This window comes from Sorangium sp. So ce406 (genome assembly GCF_051474675.1).
Classification (GTDB): domain Bacteria; phylum Myxococcota_A; class Polyangia; order Polyangiales; family Polyangiaceae; genus Sorangium; species Sorangium cellulosum_G.
The window spans coordinates 7158590-7174621 of record NZ_CP150340.1 but is presented as its reverse complement, the minus strand read 5'-3'; the positions used below and the strand labels follow the sequence as shown (position 1 = coordinate 7174621).

Below are 16032 nucleotides of genomic sequence, written 5' to 3'. Positions count from 1 at the left end.
GCTTTTTGTGATCTGCGCGCGACCTTGATAGGCTCACGTCCATGACGAATTATCTTTCATGGACTTCCGGGATCATCGCGGCGCTGCTCTGCACCGCAGCGATGGAATCGAGCGCTGCTGCGTGCAGCCCTCCGCTGCCGGGACTTACGGGCACATTGCCGGAGAGCGGCGGGTCGCTCCCGGGGAACGCCGCGATCTTCTTCGACGGGTTCTCGATCGCGCTGGACGCGGTGTCGGTGACCGTCGACGGCGATCCGGCGAGCCTCGTGGCGGTGACGGATCTGCCGTCTCTCGGGTACAGCCTCGTCGCGCGGATCGATCCGCCGCCCGGCGAGGGGCAGGCGATCGTGATCGAGGGCGACTTCTGCGGTGCGGCGGAGCCGTGCGGGCAGACCCGGATCGAGCTCACCGCCGGCGCCGCGGACGCGGACGCTCCTGCGGGGCCGAGCGGGCTGTCGTTCGATGTTCACGATCACGCCGATTTCAAGTCGAGCGGCGGGGACTGCCAGGTGGACAGCGATCTCTCCTGGTGGGTCACGGTCGAGGGGGAGAGCGCCGGGAGCGGCGAGGCCCCCGTGATCACCACGATCGAGGCGTTCCGGGACGACACGTTCACCGATCCCGTGATGTCGCAGAGCAGGTTCATGAACGCCACGCCGGTGACCGTGGCCCTGAGCCGGACAGCCGACGTGCTCGACGGCGCCGCTGCCCCGGAGGCGTTCTGCTTCCGGGCCACGGTGACGGACACGGCCGGGAACGCCGCGGGCGAGTCCGTGCACGCCTGCAAGCCTTGTTATTACCGGAAGGACCCGGCGACGGCGCAACCGGGCCTCGGCGCGCCGCCCGAGCCGGCGTGGACCGAGGGGGACATCTATCCCGGGGGGACGTGCGATTCCGGAATGGGGCCGGGCAGCGGCACGGGCACTGGCGCAGGCGGTGGCGACGCGAGCACAGGCGCGGGCGGCGGCGGTGGTGACGGCACGGGCGGGAGCGACGGAGACGGTGAGGCGGCGGAGAGCGGGTGTAGCTTCCGCGTTGCCGGCGGATCGGGCGGCGCGGGCACCCCCGGGATCGCGGCGCTGGCCCTGCTCGCGTGCGCGGCGATCGCCGCCGGGCGAAGGAAGCGTTGAGTCGCGACGCTGAACGTGAAGGGCTGCGCGCTCTCCGCCGGCACCGCGGCGGGAGCGCGCCCGTCATGCCTCAGAGCACCCTCGCCAGGACGACGACCGAGTAGCCGACAGCGGGCTGCTTGCCGGGGTTGTTGTACGAGTGCCGCTGATCGCCGCGGAACACCGCGACGTCGCCCGAGCCGAGCGTGAACCGCTCGCCGCTCACCACGAGCAGCATCTCCCCCGACTCGCACGTCAGGTACTCGCGCGTCCCCGGGGTGTGCGGGACGCCCGTCATCCGCCCGCCCGGCGGGATCTCGATGCGATCCATCTCCATGCCCGGGATCGGATCCGGCAGGAGCTTGCGGACGAGCGCCTGCCCGGGCGAGCGCGTGGGCAGCGTGTCGCGCGCGTAGAGCTGGCATGTCGCGCGGGGGGCGGAGAGCATCTCCTCGATCGAGACCTGGAGCGCGGCGGCGGCGCGGTGCAGGACGCCGAGCGTCGGGTTCGCGGCGCCGGACTCGAGGTGCGCCCAGGTCGCCCGCGGCACGCCGGCGAGCTTCGCGAGCTGCTGCTGCGTCAGCCCGCGGGCCTCCCGTAGCTGCTTGATGTTCTTCGCGAGCCTCCCCGCGAGCTCCGCGTCCTGGTCCATGCCCGGACATTAGCACGTCTCCAAGACATTGGAGCTACCTCCAACACGCGAGCCAGCGCGAATTAGCCTGTGGTCGAGGAGGAATCCACGATGAACGACGAATCGATCGGAAGCGAGGCGCTCATCCAGGCCGAGGCAAGCTCCCAGCCGTCGCTCCCCCGCGCCGCCGTGCCCGGGCCGTTCGCGCCGCGCGCCGCGCTGGTGACAGGGGCGAGCCGCGGGCTCGGCGCCGCGCTCGCGCGGGAACTCGCCCGGCGGGGGGCGAAGGTGGTGCTGGTCGCGCGCGAGCGCGCGCCGCTCGAGGCGGTCGCGGCCGAGATCACCGCGCACGGCGGGGTCGCGCACGCGCTCGCGGCGGACATCGGCGACAAGGGGCAGACCTACGCGATCGCGGGCGCGGCGGCGGCCCTGGTCGGGCCGATCGACCTGCTCATCCACAACGCGAGCGCGCTCGGCAAGACGCCGCTGCCGATCCTTCTCGACACCGAGTGCGAGGACCTCGGCCGCGTGCTCGAGGTCAACGTGGTTGGCCCCTTCCGCCTCACGAAGGTGATCGCCGGCTCGATGGCGCTCCGGCGGCGCGGGGTCGTCGTCCACATCAGCTCGGACGCCGCCGTGAACGCCTATCCGCGGTGGGGCGCTTACGGCGTCTCCAAGGCGGCGCTCGACCACCTCTCGCGCACCTGGGCCGCGGAGCTCGAGGGCACGGGCGTCTCGTTCTATGCGGTGGATCCCGGCGAGATGGACACGCGGATGCACGCGGAAGCCATCCCCGACGCCGACCCGAGCACGCTGGCCAAGCCCGCGGACGTGGCGCGCCGGATCGTCGATCTGGTCACCCGCGCGGGCGAGGTGCCGAGCGGCGCTCGCGTCGAGGCGGCGAGCCTTCCGGACGCGCCATGAGCCCCGGACGCGGAGAGGTCGGCCTTTACCGCACGCGCGCCCGGGCGCCGGGGCTCACTTCGCGCATGTATACATGGCAGCCTTGCCGTTCGAGACGGTGATCGTCCAGTTTCCGTCGATCGTGGAGGGGGGGTTGATGATCACGCCGTCGGTCCAGCTATCGTTGTTGAAGGCGCCGGTGACGTGGGTGAGACCGCACCCCTTGATGCCCGCGCCCGAGGTGATGACCTTGGTCTTCGTCTGTCCAGGGAGGGCGGACGCCGACCCCGTGATGAACTCTGTCCCCTCCGGAAAAGTCACGCATACCGTGTCGACGACCGCGTTGGGCGTGGGGGTGTGGTGCATGCTTTCGACCCACCAACCGAACGACGTCGGGTACACGCGCGCAAAGTCGTCCGCATGATTCCACGCTCCATCGATGCCATGCAACGCAGAGAGGAAGCATCGCCGTCGGTCGTTCCAGGGCGTCAGGTCCATGAAGTGGGCGCCATCGGCAGACCGGACCGTGTAGTTCCGGTTCTGCGTGGTGAAAAAGCACGTCGCAGTCGCAAGGACAGGGTTGTTGTGCCAGATCTTCTGCCCCGCGCCGCCCTCGTGTGCACCTCCATGCCCCTTGAGTGTGTAACGTTGATCGTCGCTCTCGCGTACCTCGGCCCTCGCCGGCTCGCCGGCTCCATCCCAGCTACCCTGGCTGAGATTCCCCGCAACGCCGCTGAGGACGCAGGTGCGGTCGTTCATCGATCCCATGTCGACGGGGGTCGTATCGGTCGTGGTCCCCTTGCTATGGTAAGTCCAGCCGGTCAGTCTCTCCGCGGATTCGCCCAGCTCCTCTTCCGTATCGACCTCCAGATCGGCGACGCAGCCGACAGACAGCCCACCCGTGATCAGCGCCGAACTGACGTAGGTGAGGTAACGAAATGCCAATGCGGTCATGACAGGCTTGGTGTTCATCGGGTGCCCTTTCGTGAGTTCGAGCCCTGAGGCATGGTCTCGTCTCTTGAAGCCATGTCCACTCGTCCAGGTGCGCGCCCGCCGTCCCGGCCGGAGTTGGCCCGAGACGCCAGCCGGCGGCGCTACAGCGCCGAGTTGTACTCGATCCAGGTGTGCACATCGCTGGTCATCCTGCGGCCATAGTTCACGGTGTTTCCGTTGATCGACCCTCTGTTGATCCCCACGACGTAGCGATCACCTGCGCTGTCGAACTTGTAGATGGCTGAGCCGCTCTGCCCCATCGACGTGTCGATCTCGTACTGGATCGCGACGCCCTCGCCGGAGAGCGGGCCGTGGGAGCCCCAGAGCTGGGGCCAGTTCGCCTTGTCGGCGGGATAGCCGTAGATGTACCCCGATCCGCCCTCCAGGGCGGCGTCGCTCGCGACCCACAGGCCGAGCCACCCGGTATCGTTGCCCGGATCCAGCCCGCAGCTCTCCGGGTACATGGAGCTCAGCTCCATGAGCGCGACGTCATAATAGACGGCGATGTCGCCGTTACTCCATGCGCTCGGGACGATGGGCGTGTAGCAACCGAACATCGGCACGTCGCCGGCGGGATCCGGGTAGAGAGAGCCACCCTGGTACGGGAACGGGTTCGTATCCTGGCTGTCCACGCCCGGGCTCCAGGATCGCGTCCCGAACCAGCCGCTGCCATTATGAAGGCAGCTCGCCGCGGTGAGGATCGTCGTCGGGCCGATCATCTGTCCGGTGCACCCGGACGTCATCGACGGGTTCGTGATGAGCACACGGGTGTTGCTCGGGAACACCGTGTTGTCCCGCGCGATCTGACGCGAGTCGGTGCCGATGACCCCCTGCGGCTGGGTGAGCCCGGGCGTGAGGTCGACCTCCTCCGCGACGCGGGCGCGGCCCTCGCTGCCCTTCGTCTTCAGCTCCTTTCCTCGCGCCGCGATGATCGCATCGGCGAGGTCGTAGGCAGGCCCGTCGAGGGTGTACTCGTGGTCCTTGTACAGCATCACCGGGCGGAGCGCGTGGGCGAGCTCCTCGCGCGTCATCTGATCCTCGGACCGCGTGTCGCGCGTGTCCGAGCCTTTGACGGGCGAGACCGCCTCCGCCTCCCCGACCGGGTCAGGGACGAACTTTGCTGGCCCGCTCAGCACGAAGCGTTGCCCTTTACCGCTGATGAACTCCTTCGGGATCTCCTCCGTTCCGACCATCTTGAACTCTCGATGACTCTCGACCTGCTTGAGTTCTCCCGTGCTGCACCCGACGAGGAGCATCGCAGCCGGTGTGAACACAGCGAGCAGACGTGTGGCGCGCATCATTCTCCACCTTCCTGTCCGCGGTGGATGAATCACCGCGGTGCGTGCCCTGATGGCAAACCTCGGACCAGGCGCTCGGAGCGCGCACCATGGCTCTTCTGTCGTGCAGGAGGCGCCTGCCACACGGGAAGCACGCTGGCACGCTGGCACCCTGGCACCCTGGCACGCTGGCACGCTGGCAATCAGCGCGTACGGCGAGGCGCAGGCGCCCGCGAGCTCCGCGTCGGGGGCCATGACCGGAGATTGGCGCGTATCCAACCTGTTGGAGCCATCTCCAACCTTTGGTTCAGCGCGGATTAGCCTGTGGTCGAGGAGGAACCCACGATGAACAACGAACCGACCGGAAGCAACGCGCTCATCCAGGCCGAAGCAAGCTCCCTGCCGCCGTCGCCCCGCGCCATGAGCCCCGCGGCCTGGCCTCGCGAAAGCCCCCTGGAGGAGCGGCTCCTCCACGTGGACCCGCGCCTCGGGCGTCTGCGCGACGCGCGCATCGCGGACCTGCCCGCGCTCCTCGCGCCGGGCGATCTCCTGGTCGTCAACGACGGCGCCACGCTGCCGGCGTCGCTGCACGGCGCGACCGAGCGCGGTGAGGAAGTGGAAGTGCGGCTCATCGGCGAGCTGTCCGAGGGGCGCTACTCGGCGCTCCTGTTCGGCGCCGGCGACTGGCGCACGCGCACCGAGGATCGCCCGGCGCCGCCCGCGCTCGGCCCGGGCGACGCCGTGACGTTCGGCGACGACCTCTCGGCCGTTGTCGAGCGCGCCTCCGCGGCCTCCGCGCGCCTCGTCGACATCGCCTTTCGCGAGCAGGGGGCCGCGCTCTGGTCAGCGCTCTACCGGCGGGGCCGCCCGATCCAGTATGCGTACCTCGAGGGCCCGATCGAGCTCTGGCACGCGCAGACGCGGTATGCGAGCCGGCCGCTCTGCGCCGAGCTCCCCTCGGCCGGGCGGCCGCTCGTATGGGGTCTCCTGCTCGAGCTCATCCGCCGCGGCGTCCAGATCGCGTGGGTCACCCACGCGGCCGGGATCTCGTCGACGGGCGACGAGGCGCTCGACGCCCTGCTCCCGCTCCCGGAGCGCTTCGAGATCCCCGAGGAGACGGTGGCCGCGGTGCGCGAGGCCAGGGCGAGCGGGCGCCGGGTCGTCGCGGTGGGGACGACGGTGACGCGCGCCCTCGAGGGCTGCGCTGCCCAGCACGGGGGGGAGCTCCGGGCCGGCCCGGGCGTCACCGATCTCGTCCTTCACCACGGCTTCCGGCCGAGGATCGTCGATGGGCTGCTCACCGGCGTGCACGACCCCACGGAGAGCCATTTCCGGCTCCTCGAGGCGTTCGCGCCGGCCCCGCTGCTCCACCGCGCTCACGCCCACGCCGCGCAGGCAGGTTACCTCTGCCACGAGTTCGGCGACTCGTACCTCGTCCTGAGCTGAGCCATCGCGGGCGGCGCCGGCGGCGGAGGCGCGCGATCAGCAGACCTTGCCCTACTGGACGCGCCGGGCGCTCGTGCAGAACGAGAGCTCCAGCCCGTCGTCGAGCGGCACGGCGACGGAGAGATAGCCGTTGCCCTCCTTCCGGACGTACTCGAGATAAGGCGTCACGGACTCCGGGTACACCGTCGTGTCATCCGCGATGACGAGCGCTCCAGGGTTCAGGTGCGGCTCGAGGAGCTGGAGCACGGAGAGATAGATCTCCTTCCATCCGTCGAGCAGGACCATGTCGATCCCCCCGTCGAACCCCTGGGTCAGCGTCTGAAGCGCGTCGCCCTCACGGAGATCGACCCGATCGGCGAGGCCCGTGGAGCGCAGGTTCTCGCGGGCCCTGGCGGCCTTGATCGGGTTGAGCTCGGTGGCGATCAGCCGCCCCGCGCCGTTGTCGCGGAGCGCGGAGGCGAGGTGAATGGCCGAGATGCCGAACGAGGTGCCGAACTCGACGACGAGCCGCGGCCGGCGTGTCCTCGTCAGGATGTACAGGAGGCGACCGACCTCCGGCGCGACCGGCATGTACGCTTTGTCGAGCTCCTTCGCCCAGTACTGGGCGCTCTTCGGCCCACCGGTCCTCTCGATCTCGGCGATGATGTGGTCGAAGACGGCCGGATCGGTGCTGTCCGCCTCGCGGTAGATCCGGGCGAGGACGCGGGAAACTTCGGGGGTGCTCAATGAATCCATGGAGTTCTCCTGTCGTGCGTGGTTCGGGTGTGGTCGACGAGAAGCGAGGGCCGGGCCGCGTCCGAGGACGCTCTGGCCACGATGGATCTCGCTTCATGAGGCCATCGCCACGAGGCCATCGCCTCGCGGTACGTCGCCGTCGCACGTGGTCTGAGCAACGCCCGTGCCCGGGTCGCGCGGCGCCAGCGCCCGCTCGGCGTCGCGCGGGGTGAGCTCGAGCAGCGCTGCAGTCGAGCCCTGCGGGACTTCCGCCGTCATGGCGCCGGCGTCGATGACCTGCTGAGCGGGAATGCGCGGTGCGGCGGCCGAGAATCCGGCCGGATCGCGCCGGCCCGACACCTGGGCTCCGTCGGCCGACCGGCGCCCGGACGGGCCATCTCGTCAGCGGACCCGCCGCCCGGGCCTTGCTCACCCGCGTTGCGCACTCGCGCAAGCGTCGGTCGGAGAGGCGTTGTTGGCCTCGCCCGACGCCCGCGCCACGCGAGCGAGAGGCGCGCGCCGGCGCCTGGGTGAAAGCGCGGATGGAGACGGGCGATGGCCAGATGGACCGTGCGTTGCACTCGGCCGCGGCGAGCGCGTGACCACGTAGGTCCGTCGCAATCGAAAGGATGTTCTGCATGCAGATCAATGTCTCGTTCGAGCCTGGCGACGCCTTTCGACAGGCCGTCGACCTGGTTCGCCAGAAGTACCGTCGCTCCTTCGGCGCCGACGTGCAGCCCAACCCGGATTGCTTCATCGTCTGCTCCACGGATCACGGCCTCGGCGCCGGCGCGTCGAAGGTGGTCGCCTGCGCCGGGATCACCTTCAGCTCGGATGCCCGTCTTTTTTCGGAGCAGTACATCGACGAGCCGATCGAGCAGGTCCTCTCCACGGCGGAGCGGCGGCCGGTGAGCCGCGACGCGATCGTGGAGGTCGGTTCGCTCGCGTCCGTCGAGCACCGCGCCGGGACAGAGCTCATCCGCGTCGTGCCGATCCTCGCCTGGTGTCTTGGCAAGAGGTACATCCTCTGCACGATCACAGCGAACCTGAAGCTCATCTTCGACGCCGTGGGCCTCAACTTCCAGCCCATCCGGGTCGCGGACGTCGACCGGCTCGGCGCCGGAGCGCAGGAGAAGTGGGGCAGCTATTACGAGCAGAGGCCGCAGACCGGCTTCATCAGGCTCGAGGCGATCGCGGAGATGTTCTCGCGCAACACGGGCCGCTACCGGTTCGCGGCCCTCGACCTCCGGCTGCAAGAGCACAGGAGGGCGGAGCGCTACCATGAGGCTCATTGACGACATCGTCGCCCTGGGCGAGGCGCGGCCGGATGCCGTCATGGTCGAGGTGCTGGACGCCGCGCCCGGCGCGCGGCGCAGCCACCGGTGGCGCGAGATGCTCGACGCGATCTCCGCGCTGCGAGCCCTGTTGATCGACCAGCAGGGCGCGGCCGGCGGCGGCCTGCGGGTCGGGCTGGTCATGGCCAATTCGCCGGAGTGGGTCGCGGCCGATCTGGCGCTCTGGCTCAGCGGGTCCGTCGAGGTGCCGATCCCGCTCGCGTTCTCGGCGGCGCAGGCCAGGAACCTGCTGGAGCACGTCGATCTCTGTCTCGTCGACGGGCCTGGGCAGGCCAGGCTGCGCGCGTGGGCTGAGGCCGGCGTCGCGACCCCGAGGTGCGTCCCCGTGGACGTCGACGCGCTGAGCCGGCGCGGCGGGCCGAGGGACCTCACGCCCCGTCAGCGTCAGGACTTCGTCTGCAAGATCGTCCACACCTCGGGCACCACCAGCGCGCCGAAGGGCGTGAAGATCCGGGCTTTCGGCGTGAACGATCTCGTCGAGGCGCTGCGCCGCGAGGTGCGGCCGGGCACGTACGCGCGGTATCTGTCGATGGTGCCCCTGAGCCTGCTCATCGAGCAGGTCACGGGCATCTACATGACGCTGACCGACGGCGGCACGCTGGTGCTCCTCTCGCCGCCGTCGCTGCTGCTCGGGACCCCGGGGACGACCGCGAAGGCCATCTTGCCGTACCTCCGGATCGCGCGCCCCTCGGCCATGACGCTCCCGCCGGCCATGGTGGAGGCGATCGACCGCTCCTGCCAGGCGACCGACAAGCGCGGCGAGGCCCTGTTCCAGCAGCTCTTCGGCCGCGACGACCCCGCGTTCATCGGCTGCGGCGGCGCCCCGATCGCGCCGGACGTGCTCTCCCGTCTCGCCGGGCGCGGAGTCCCCGTCTATGAGGGCTACGGGCTCAGCGAGAACTCCTCCGTCGCGACGTGGAACGTCCCCGGGAACGCCAGGATCGGCACGGTAGGGAGGCCGCTCGACCACGTGGAGGTCAAGCTCGGGGCAGACGGCGAGCTCTTGATCAGGAGCTCCTCCCTGTTCGCCGGCTACACCTCGGCCGACCCGTCGAGCTGCGTCGTCGACCCGGAGGGCTGGCTGCACACCGGTGATATCGCCGAGATCGACGGCGACGGCTTCGTCCGCATCACCGGCCGGAAGAAGAACCTGATCATCACGGCCAGCGGGAGGAACGTCTCACCCGCGTGGGTCGAGTCGCGGTACAAGTCGCTCGATTTCGTGGAAGAGGCGGTCATCTTCGGCGACCGCCTCGAGAAGATACACGGCCTCTTCATCGTGGAGGATCGCGTCGATCCCGACGCGGCCCGGGCCGCGATCGACGACTTCGGCCGCCGGCACCTCTCCGAGGTGGAGCGGGCCGCCGAGATCGTCGTCCTGAAGAGCAACCCTGAGCTTTACCGACGTTATTTCACCATCACCGGCCGCCCCATCCGCGCCGAGCTCTGGAAGCGCATGACGCTGGAGCTCGGCCCCGAGGAGATCTCATGTCCTGCGTGACGACGAAGACCAGCCATGCTCACGGCGACGGCGCGCTCATCACCGCGGAGCCGGGGGCGTCGCTCGATGTCCTCGACAGGTCCATCGCCATGGAGATGCTGGCGGACGCCGGCTTCCTCCTGATGCGCGGCTTCGACGCCAGCCTGCGCGAGTTCTCGCGGCTCGTGCGGCGCATGAGCGAGCGGATCACGCTCGACCCGGCCCGGTCGCTCCACGGCGGGGTGGCGCAGAAGGTCGACGCCGGCCTCGATGCCGTCGGGCTCCACTGCGAGAACGGCAACAGCCCGTTCATGCCGCACCTCTGCTGGTTCTTCTGCGAGAAGGCGGCCTCGATCGGCTCGGAGACGACGGTGTGCGACGGCTACAGGGCGTGGGACGCGCTCACGCCGGCGGCGCAGCGGGCGTTCCTCGACAGGGACATCGTGTACAGCCGCCGCGTCGAGGCCGCGAAGTGGAAGAGCTTCGTCTACCACTCGCTGCAAGGAAAGAAGGCGATCGAGGACATCACCCTCGACGACCTGCTCTCGCTCGCCGAGGGCCGGCGCGGCACGGTGATCCGGCCCTGCGGGGACGGGGCGATCTACTACGAGTTCCAGGTGCCGGCCGCCCGGGAGACGCTGTTCTCCGACCGCATCGCCTTCGCCAACAGCATCCTGGGCCCGTCCTACAACTACGAGAAGCCGAGGATCACGTTCGCCGATCGCGAGGCGATCCCGCCGTCGCTCCTCGGCGAGGTGGTCCGGGTGACGGAGGCGGTGACCGTGGACATCGCCTGGCAGGACGGCGACGTGCTGCTGGTCGACAACACCCGGGTGATGCACGGTCGCCGCGCGATCCTCGATCCGTGCCGCACCATCTACAACGCCCTGAGCTTCATCGGGCGTGAACCTGAAGGGGAGGGGTGACCGACATGCGCTCCGAGCTGCACGACATCAATCGTCACGCGCACCTGCGGACGATGCACCCGAGCGGCCTCGCCTGGCCCGAGCAGATCCGCCCGGAGGAGCTCGACTTCATCTCGGGCGTGGCGTTCGGCGCGCCGGGGCACCGCGCGGCGGCGACCGCCTACCTGGCCAAGGAGCTCGCGCAGCTCGCCGAGATCGAGCGCCACGTCTCGGCGGTGATGACCTACGTCATGGCGGAGGTCCAGTCGGACGCGACGCCACTCGGCGAGGGGTTCGAGCTTCACCACGCGCTGTCCTGCTTCGCCGCGGAGGAGCTCCAGCACGCCAACATGTTCTACCGCTACGTCCGGCTGCTGTCGGGGCGCGACTTCAAGTGTCGCGACAACCGCTTCAGCGAGCGGGTCGCCCTGTACCACGGCGACGACTCGCCGTACGTGAAGCTCTCGGCGCTCTGCTGCTCCGCGTACATCGGCGAGTCGATCATCACCGTGTTCGAGCGCCGCCTCGGGGCGCTCGACCCGGAGCGGACGTTCTTCTTCACCCAGGTCCTGCACGCCCACGGCCTCGACGAGGCGCGCCACGTCCAGTTCGATCACTTCCTGTTCGACCACGTGATCCCGGCCCTGAGCCGGCAGGAGCGGCGCCGGATGCGCGAGATCCTGGGGCGCACCGAGGCGCTCAACGGCGAGCTGGCGAGGCGCTTCGAGGACCACGCCAGGGCGACGTTCGGCCTCGACTACACGGCGCGGAACGTCGCGCACGAGACGCAGCTCAAGCTCGCGCGATCGTTCCGCGGCCTCATGCTCGACGGGGAGATCGCCCGCAAGGTGGATGAGGGCATGAGCGACGCGGATCGCCGCCTGGTGAGGGAGTTCTGCGGCGCGGAGACGATCCACGGTTGAAGCGGGATTCGCGTATCCGGCAGAGGGCCGCTCACCGGGCGAGCGCGAAGGCGAACGGCGCGAGCCCGCGCTTTCGCACGACGGAGGGGACGAGCAAGGCGACCGCCTCGGGGCCGCGCGCCGTCGTGATGTCCCCGAGATCCTCGATCCAGTCCGCCGGCCACCCCAGATCGCCGAGCAGCCTCCTGACGACCGCCTTCGCGTTCTCGTCGTTGCCGGAGAGGAACGCGGTCGGGGGGACGCGCAGGCTCGTCGGATCGGCCATGACGGTGAACAGCATGGTGTTCAGCGTCTTGACCACGGCCGTCTCCGGCAGCGCCTCCTGGAGGCGCTCGGCGACGCTGCCGTTCGGGTAGAGAAGGCCGCTGGGCAGGCCGTCCTGGCCGCGCACCGTCGCGTTGGAGACGTCGATCAGGATCTTCCCCTTCAGCTCATCGCGGAGGGCGCCGAGCCGCTCGACGCTCGTGTCTCCGGCGGTCGCGTTGATGACGATCGCGGCCCGGCGCGCGGCCTCCGCGTGGTCCCTGAGCTCGACCTGCGCCCCCGACCCTCGCGCGGCGGCGCGCGCGGGGTCTCTGGTGCCGATCGTGATGGCGTGGCCGGCGCCTGCGAGCTTCTTGGCCAGGACGGTGGCGACCCGGCCGGAGCCGAGGATTCCAATGTTCTCCAGGGTGCGATCCATGGTTCGATTCCCTCTCTTCAGCGAACGGTGGACAGGACGCCGACGGCGCCCGCGTGGAGCTGCGGCGCCGCAGCCAGGAAGTCCTCGCTGGCCAGGGTCCAGCGGTCCCCTCGTGTGTCCGTGACCGCGCCCCCGGCCTCGGCGACGAGCAGCGCGCCCGCGACGAGCCCGGAGCGGATCTTGCTGTATTGCCAGAAGACGTCCATCCGGCCGGCCGCGACCTGGATGAGCTGGAGGGTGGCCGGGACCGACACGCGCAGCACGAGCGCGCTTCCCAGCATCGCGGTGACGGACTCGCCGATCCGCCGGTGCGTCTCCCTGTCCTCGTCGGGCCTCGCCTGGCCGGTCCCGACGAACGCAGCGTCGAGCTTCGTCTTCGCCGACGCGCGAAGCCTCCTCGTCCCCAGATAGGCGCCGGCGCCCTTCCGGGCGGTGTACGTGTCGCCGCTGAGGGGCAGGTGCACCGCGGTCAGGACCGGCTCGTCGTCGCGGACGAGGGTCGCCGTGACGCACCAGTCCGTCATCCCGTGAACGTGGTTGATGTTCCCCTCGACGGTGTCGGTGACCCACCACTCCCCTGGCGGGAGGGGCCCGCACCCGAGCTCGTCCTCGACCCACCCGGCGCCCGGGCGAGCGCGCGAGAGCGGCTCACGGATCGCTTCGAGGGAGACCGCATCGCTCGCGGCGAGCGCGGCGAAGACCTCCTCCCGGCTCCCGAGGCGCGGCTCTGTCGAGAAGCGACCGACGAGCCGCTCGCCCGCCGCGGTGAGCGCCGCGACGACGAGGGGCAGCAGGGACTCGTCCTCCGCGCGGGCAGCGCTCTTGTCCCGCCGCGCTGCGTGGTCGGTCATCGGCTCGATGCGTGTCGACATGATTCCTCCTGAGGCGAGCGGCTCACGCGTCCTCGCGGGCCATCTCTCGGCGTGAGTAAACCCTCGACATGGTATGTCGTCCAATGCATAGTTGGTATGCGAAGGATTACCGCCATGCATGTGGATCTGAACCTGTTGACGGCCCTGGACGCGCTGATCGAGGAGCGGAGCGTCAGCGCTGCCGCGGCCCGCTTGCACCTCTCCCAGCCCGCGATGAGCCGGACGCTGGGCCGCATCCGCGACGCCACCGGGGACCCGATCCTCGTGCGCACCGGCCGGACGATGACGTTGACGCCGCGCGCGCTGGCCTTGCGGCAGGAGGTGCAGGCGCTCGTCCAGCGGGCGCAAGCGGTGTTCACGCCCGAGCGGGAGCTCGACCTGGCGAAGCTCGAGCGGACGTTCACCGTCCGCTGCCATGACGCGCTCATGACGGCGCTCGGCGCGCGGCTCTTGCGCGCGGCGCAGGAGCAGGCGCCCCTCGTGAAGCTCCGGCTCCTGGCCGAGTCGGCTGGCGACGACGATGACCTGCGCCACGGCCGCGTGGATCTCGAGATCGGCTCGGCGGAGCCCGCCTTCCCGGAGATCTGCGGGGAGCTGATCGGCCAGGATCGCCTCGTCGTCGCCCTCCGCCGCGACCACCCGCTCGCGCGGGGCCGGCTCACCGCCAGGCGCTATGCCGAGGCGCTCCACGTCCTCGTGTCGCGCCGCGGTCGCCTGCGCGATCCCATCGACGACGCGCTCGATGCGCTCGGGCTGCGGCGGCGCGTCGTCGCCGCGGCGCCCACGACCGCGGCTGCCATGCATTTCGTTCGCGAGAGCGATCTCGTCGTCGCCCTGCCGGCGCGGGTCTGCGGTCCGGCCCTGCAGGCGCTCGGCCTCGGCGCCCTGCCGCTGCCGGTCGACGTGCCGGAGCTCCGGATCGTCCAGCTCTGGCACCGACGCTACGAGAACCACAAGGCGCACGCGTGGCTGCGCGGGCGCACGCGCGAGATCGTTCAGGACATCGATCCTCGGTAAAGCACGTCTCGTCGCTCGATCCCTCGCCGGAGCTCGCCGTCACCGCGCGATCCCCGCACCCTTCGCTTGATCTTCGCGGGGCGCCCGGGGACCATGCGCCGCAGCTACCCGGACGGGTGCCGGGAGAGCCGGCGCGCGGCGCGGGGACGAGGGAGAGCCAGATGATCGACCTGTACACGTGGACCACGCCGAACGGCTACAAGCCCGTCATTCTCCTCGAGGAGCTCGAGCTCGCCTATGCGATCAAGCCCATCGACATCGGGTCCGGCGCGCAGCACCAGCCGGATTACCTGCGCATCAACCCGAACGGGAAGATCCCCGCGCTGGTGGACCACGACCACCCGAACGGGCCGATCACCGTCTTCGAGTCGGGGGCGATCCTCATCTACCTCGCCGAGAAGACGGGCAAGCTGCTGCCCGCGAGCGAGCCGGGCCGTTCGCGCGTCATCGAGTGGCTGATGTTCCAGATGGGCGGGGTGGGCCCGATGCTCGGTCAGCTCGGGCATTTCCGCAACGCCGCGCCCGAGAAGATCCCCTACGCCATCGAGCGTTATCAGAAGGAGCAGGACCGCATCTACAAGGTGCTCGACGGCCGCCTCGCCGCGTCCGAGCACCTCGCCGACGCGTACTCGATCGCGGACATCGCGACCTTTCCGTGGATCTCCATGGCAGCGCGCATGGGGGTGAGCCTGGAGCCGTATCCGAACCTCGCGCGCTGGGAGCAGGCGATCAAGGCGAGGCCGGCCGTGACGCGAGCGTTCGCGGCGAAGATCAAGCCCTGAGAGCGCGATCACCCGGCCTGTCGACAGGGCGGCCCGGGTCGGGTCGGCCCAGATCGGTATAGCCCTGGGCAGGGTCGCGCAGGGCGCCGCAGATCCCCCCGAGCGCCTCTCCGACCCTCGGTGACCAGCCGAGGCCGCGTAGCCTTGTCGCGTCGAGGGCCGCGTCGATCGCCAGGAATCCGGCCATGAGCCCGTGGGCAGCCTGGGCTTCCGCGAGGCTCCACGAGCGCACCGGCACCCCGGCGGCGTCGCCGATCGCCGAGAAGAGGGCCGCCATCGGCTCGGGCGACGCCTCCGCGACGTGGAAGACGCCTGTCGCCTGCGACTCCAGCAGCATCGCGTAGGCCACCGCCAGATCCTGCACGTGGACGGTGGACCAGCGGTTTGCGCCGTCGTCGATGTAACGCGCCACCCCCGCGGCGCGCGCGCCCTTCACCAGGGTCGCCACCGGACCTGCGCCCTCGCCGTAGACGATCGGCGGCCGCACGACCAGGCCACGGACGTTCGCCGCGTCGAGCACGCGCGCCTCGGCCGCCGCCAGCCAGTCGAGCGGCCCACCGGGGCTCGCCGTGTCGTCCTCCGGCACGGGCACGCGCGAGGAGCGCGCCCGCGGCGCCCCGGTGGTCGTGACGAAGACGCCGCCGCTCATCGCCGAGAGCATCGCGGTGACCGCCGCCGCGTCCGTGGCCGCGCGATCCTCTCCCGTCGTCGCCGCGGTGTGCACCACGCCGTCGCCGGCCGCCGCCTCGCGCGCGAGCACGTCGAGCGCATGGAGACTGCCCCGTACCGGGTCTGCTCCGCAGGCGCGCACCTTCGCTTCCGACGCGTCGCTGCGGGCGAGCCCGCGCACGCGGTGCCCGCGAGCCGTCAGGGCGCGGGCCACCGCAGAGCCGATGTACCCGCTCGCGCCGGTGATGAAAATGTCCATGTGTCTGTCTCCTTG

At 70.4% G+C, this 16032-nt stretch carries 17 protein-coding genes; 9 read left to right on the top strand and 8 right to left on the bottom strand.

Going from position 1 to position 16032, the window contains the following annotated elements:
- The first annotated feature begins 155 nt into the window (after window positions 1–155).
- Window positions 156–1130, top strand: a complete 975-nt coding sequence (locus tag WME96_RS26555; protein ID WP_437284387.1) for a hypothetical protein — start codon at window positions 156–158, stop codon at window positions 1128–1130.
- A gap of 70 nt (window positions 1131–1200) precedes the next feature.
- Here WME96_RS26555 and WME96_RS26550 read toward each other — a convergent pair whose 3' ends face one another.
- Entirely contained in the window at window positions 1201–1761 is a 561-nt protein-coding gene (locus WME96_RS26550; protein ID WP_437284386.1) for a helix-turn-helix domain-containing protein, read from the bottom strand.
- Window positions 1762–1851: 90 nt separating this feature from the next.
- Here WME96_RS26550 and WME96_RS26545 point away from each other — a divergent pair, with 90 nt between their 5' ends.
- Window positions 1852–2664: an SDR family NAD(P)-dependent oxidoreductase gene (locus WME96_RS26545; RefSeq protein WP_437284385.1), complete on the top strand. Its 813-nt coding sequence runs from the start codon at window positions 1852–1854 to the stop codon at window positions 2662–2664.
- A 54-nt stretch (window positions 2665–2718) separates the two neighbouring features.
- Here WME96_RS26545 and WME96_RS26540 read toward each other — a convergent pair whose 3' ends face one another.
- Both WME96_RS26540 and WME96_RS26535 read right to left on the bottom strand, forming a co-directional pair.
- Window positions 2719–3615 (bottom strand): hypothetical protein, encoded by an 897-nt coding sequence (locus tag WME96_RS26540; RefSeq protein WP_437284384.1) that lies wholly within the window; start codon window positions 3613–3615, stop codon window positions 2719–2721.
- A 122-nt stretch (window positions 3616–3737) separates the two neighbouring features.
- Window positions 3738–4934: a trypsin-like serine peptidase gene (locus WME96_RS26535; protein WP_437284383.1), complete on the bottom strand. Its 1197-nt coding sequence runs from the start codon at window positions 4932–4934 to the stop codon at window positions 3738–3740.
- 399 nt (window positions 4935–5333) lie between these two features.
- On the opposite strand from WME96_RS26535, the gene WME96_RS26530 reads away from it, so the two are divergent.
- Entirely contained in the window at window positions 5334–6359 is a 1026-nt protein-coding gene (locus tag WME96_RS26530; RefSeq protein WP_437292361.1) for an S-adenosylmethionine:tRNA ribosyltransferase-isomerase, read from the top strand.
- 51 nt (window positions 6360–6410) lie between these two features.
- On the opposite strand, the gene WME96_RS26525 is transcribed toward WME96_RS26530, so the two are convergent.
- Window positions 6411–7094 carry an O-methyltransferase gene (locus WME96_RS26525; RefSeq protein ID WP_437284382.1) on the bottom strand — a complete coding sequence of 228 codons (684 nt, stop codon included), beginning with the start codon at window positions 7092–7094 and terminating at the stop codon, window positions 6411–6413.
- A gap of 93 nt (window positions 7095–7187) precedes the next feature.
- Entirely contained in the window at window positions 7188–7433 is a 246-nt protein-coding gene (locus WME96_RS26520; protein WP_437284381.1) for a hypothetical protein, read from the bottom strand.
- A 278-nt stretch (window positions 7434–7711) separates the two neighbouring features.
- On the opposite strand from WME96_RS26520, the gene WME96_RS26515 reads away from it, so the two are divergent.
- Genes WME96_RS26515 through WME96_RS26500 form a run of 4 tightly spaced genes read left to right on the top strand, consistent with a single transcriptional unit; the run spans window position 7712 to window position 11736 of the window.
- Window positions 7712–8368 (top strand): thermostable hemolysin, encoded by a 657-nt coding sequence (locus WME96_RS26515; protein ID WP_437284380.1) that lies wholly within the window; start codon window positions 7712–7714, stop codon window positions 8366–8368.
- Complete coding sequence (locus WME96_RS26510) at window positions 8355–9929, top strand: AMP-binding protein (RefSeq protein ID WP_437284379.1); 1575 nt, start codon at window positions 8355–8357, stop codon at window positions 9927–9929. Before WME96_RS26515 ends, WME96_RS26510 begins: the two co-directional genes overlap by 14 nt.
- Complete coding sequence (locus tag WME96_RS26505) at window positions 9917–10834, top strand: TauD/TfdA family dioxygenase (RefSeq protein ID WP_437284378.1); 918 nt, start codon at window positions 9917–9919, stop codon at window positions 10832–10834. The genes WME96_RS26510 and WME96_RS26505 overlap by 13 nt, the downstream gene beginning before the upstream one ends.
- A gap of 5 nt (window positions 10835–10839) precedes the next feature.
- Window positions 10840–11736, top strand: a complete 897-nt coding sequence (locus tag WME96_RS26500) for a diiron oxygenase (RefSeq protein ID WP_437284377.1) — start codon at window positions 10840–10842, stop codon at window positions 11734–11736.
- 31 nt (window positions 11737–11767) lie between these two features.
- Here the strand turns inward: WME96_RS26500 and WME96_RS26495 are convergent, their stop codons facing one another.
- Both WME96_RS26495 and WME96_RS26490 read right to left on the bottom strand, forming a co-directional pair.
- Window positions 11768–12406 carry an NADPH-dependent F420 reductase gene (locus WME96_RS26495; RefSeq protein ID WP_437292360.1) on the bottom strand — a complete coding sequence of 213 codons (639 nt, stop codon included), beginning with the start codon at window positions 12404–12406 and terminating at the stop codon, window positions 11768–11770.
- Window positions 12407–12435: 29 nt separating this feature from the next.
- On the bottom strand, window positions 12436–13290 hold the full coding sequence (locus tag WME96_RS26490) for an inositol monophosphatase family protein (protein ID WP_437284376.1): 855 nt from the start codon (window positions 13288–13290) through the stop codon (window positions 12436–12438).
- A gap of 114 nt (window positions 13291–13404) precedes the next feature.
- On the opposite strand from WME96_RS26490, the gene WME96_RS26485 reads away from it, so the two are divergent.
- Window positions 13405–14307 (top strand): LysR family transcriptional regulator, encoded by a 903-nt coding sequence (locus WME96_RS26485; protein WP_437284375.1) that lies wholly within the window; start codon window positions 13405–13407, stop codon window positions 14305–14307.
- A 161-nt stretch (window positions 14308–14468) separates the two neighbouring features.
- On the top strand, window positions 14469–15089 hold the full coding sequence (locus WME96_RS26480; RefSeq protein ID WP_437284374.1) for a glutathione S-transferase family protein: 621 nt from the start codon (window positions 14469–14471) through the stop codon (window positions 15087–15089).
- Here the strand turns inward: WME96_RS26480 and WME96_RS26475 are convergent.
- Window positions 15079–16017, bottom strand: a complete 939-nt coding sequence (locus WME96_RS26475; RefSeq protein ID WP_437284373.1) for an NAD-dependent epimerase/dehydratase family protein — start codon at window positions 16015–16017, stop codon at window positions 15079–15081. The two genes, WME96_RS26480 and WME96_RS26475, sit on opposite strands and share 11 nt — an antisense overlap.
- Window positions 16018–16032 lie beyond the last annotated feature (15 nt).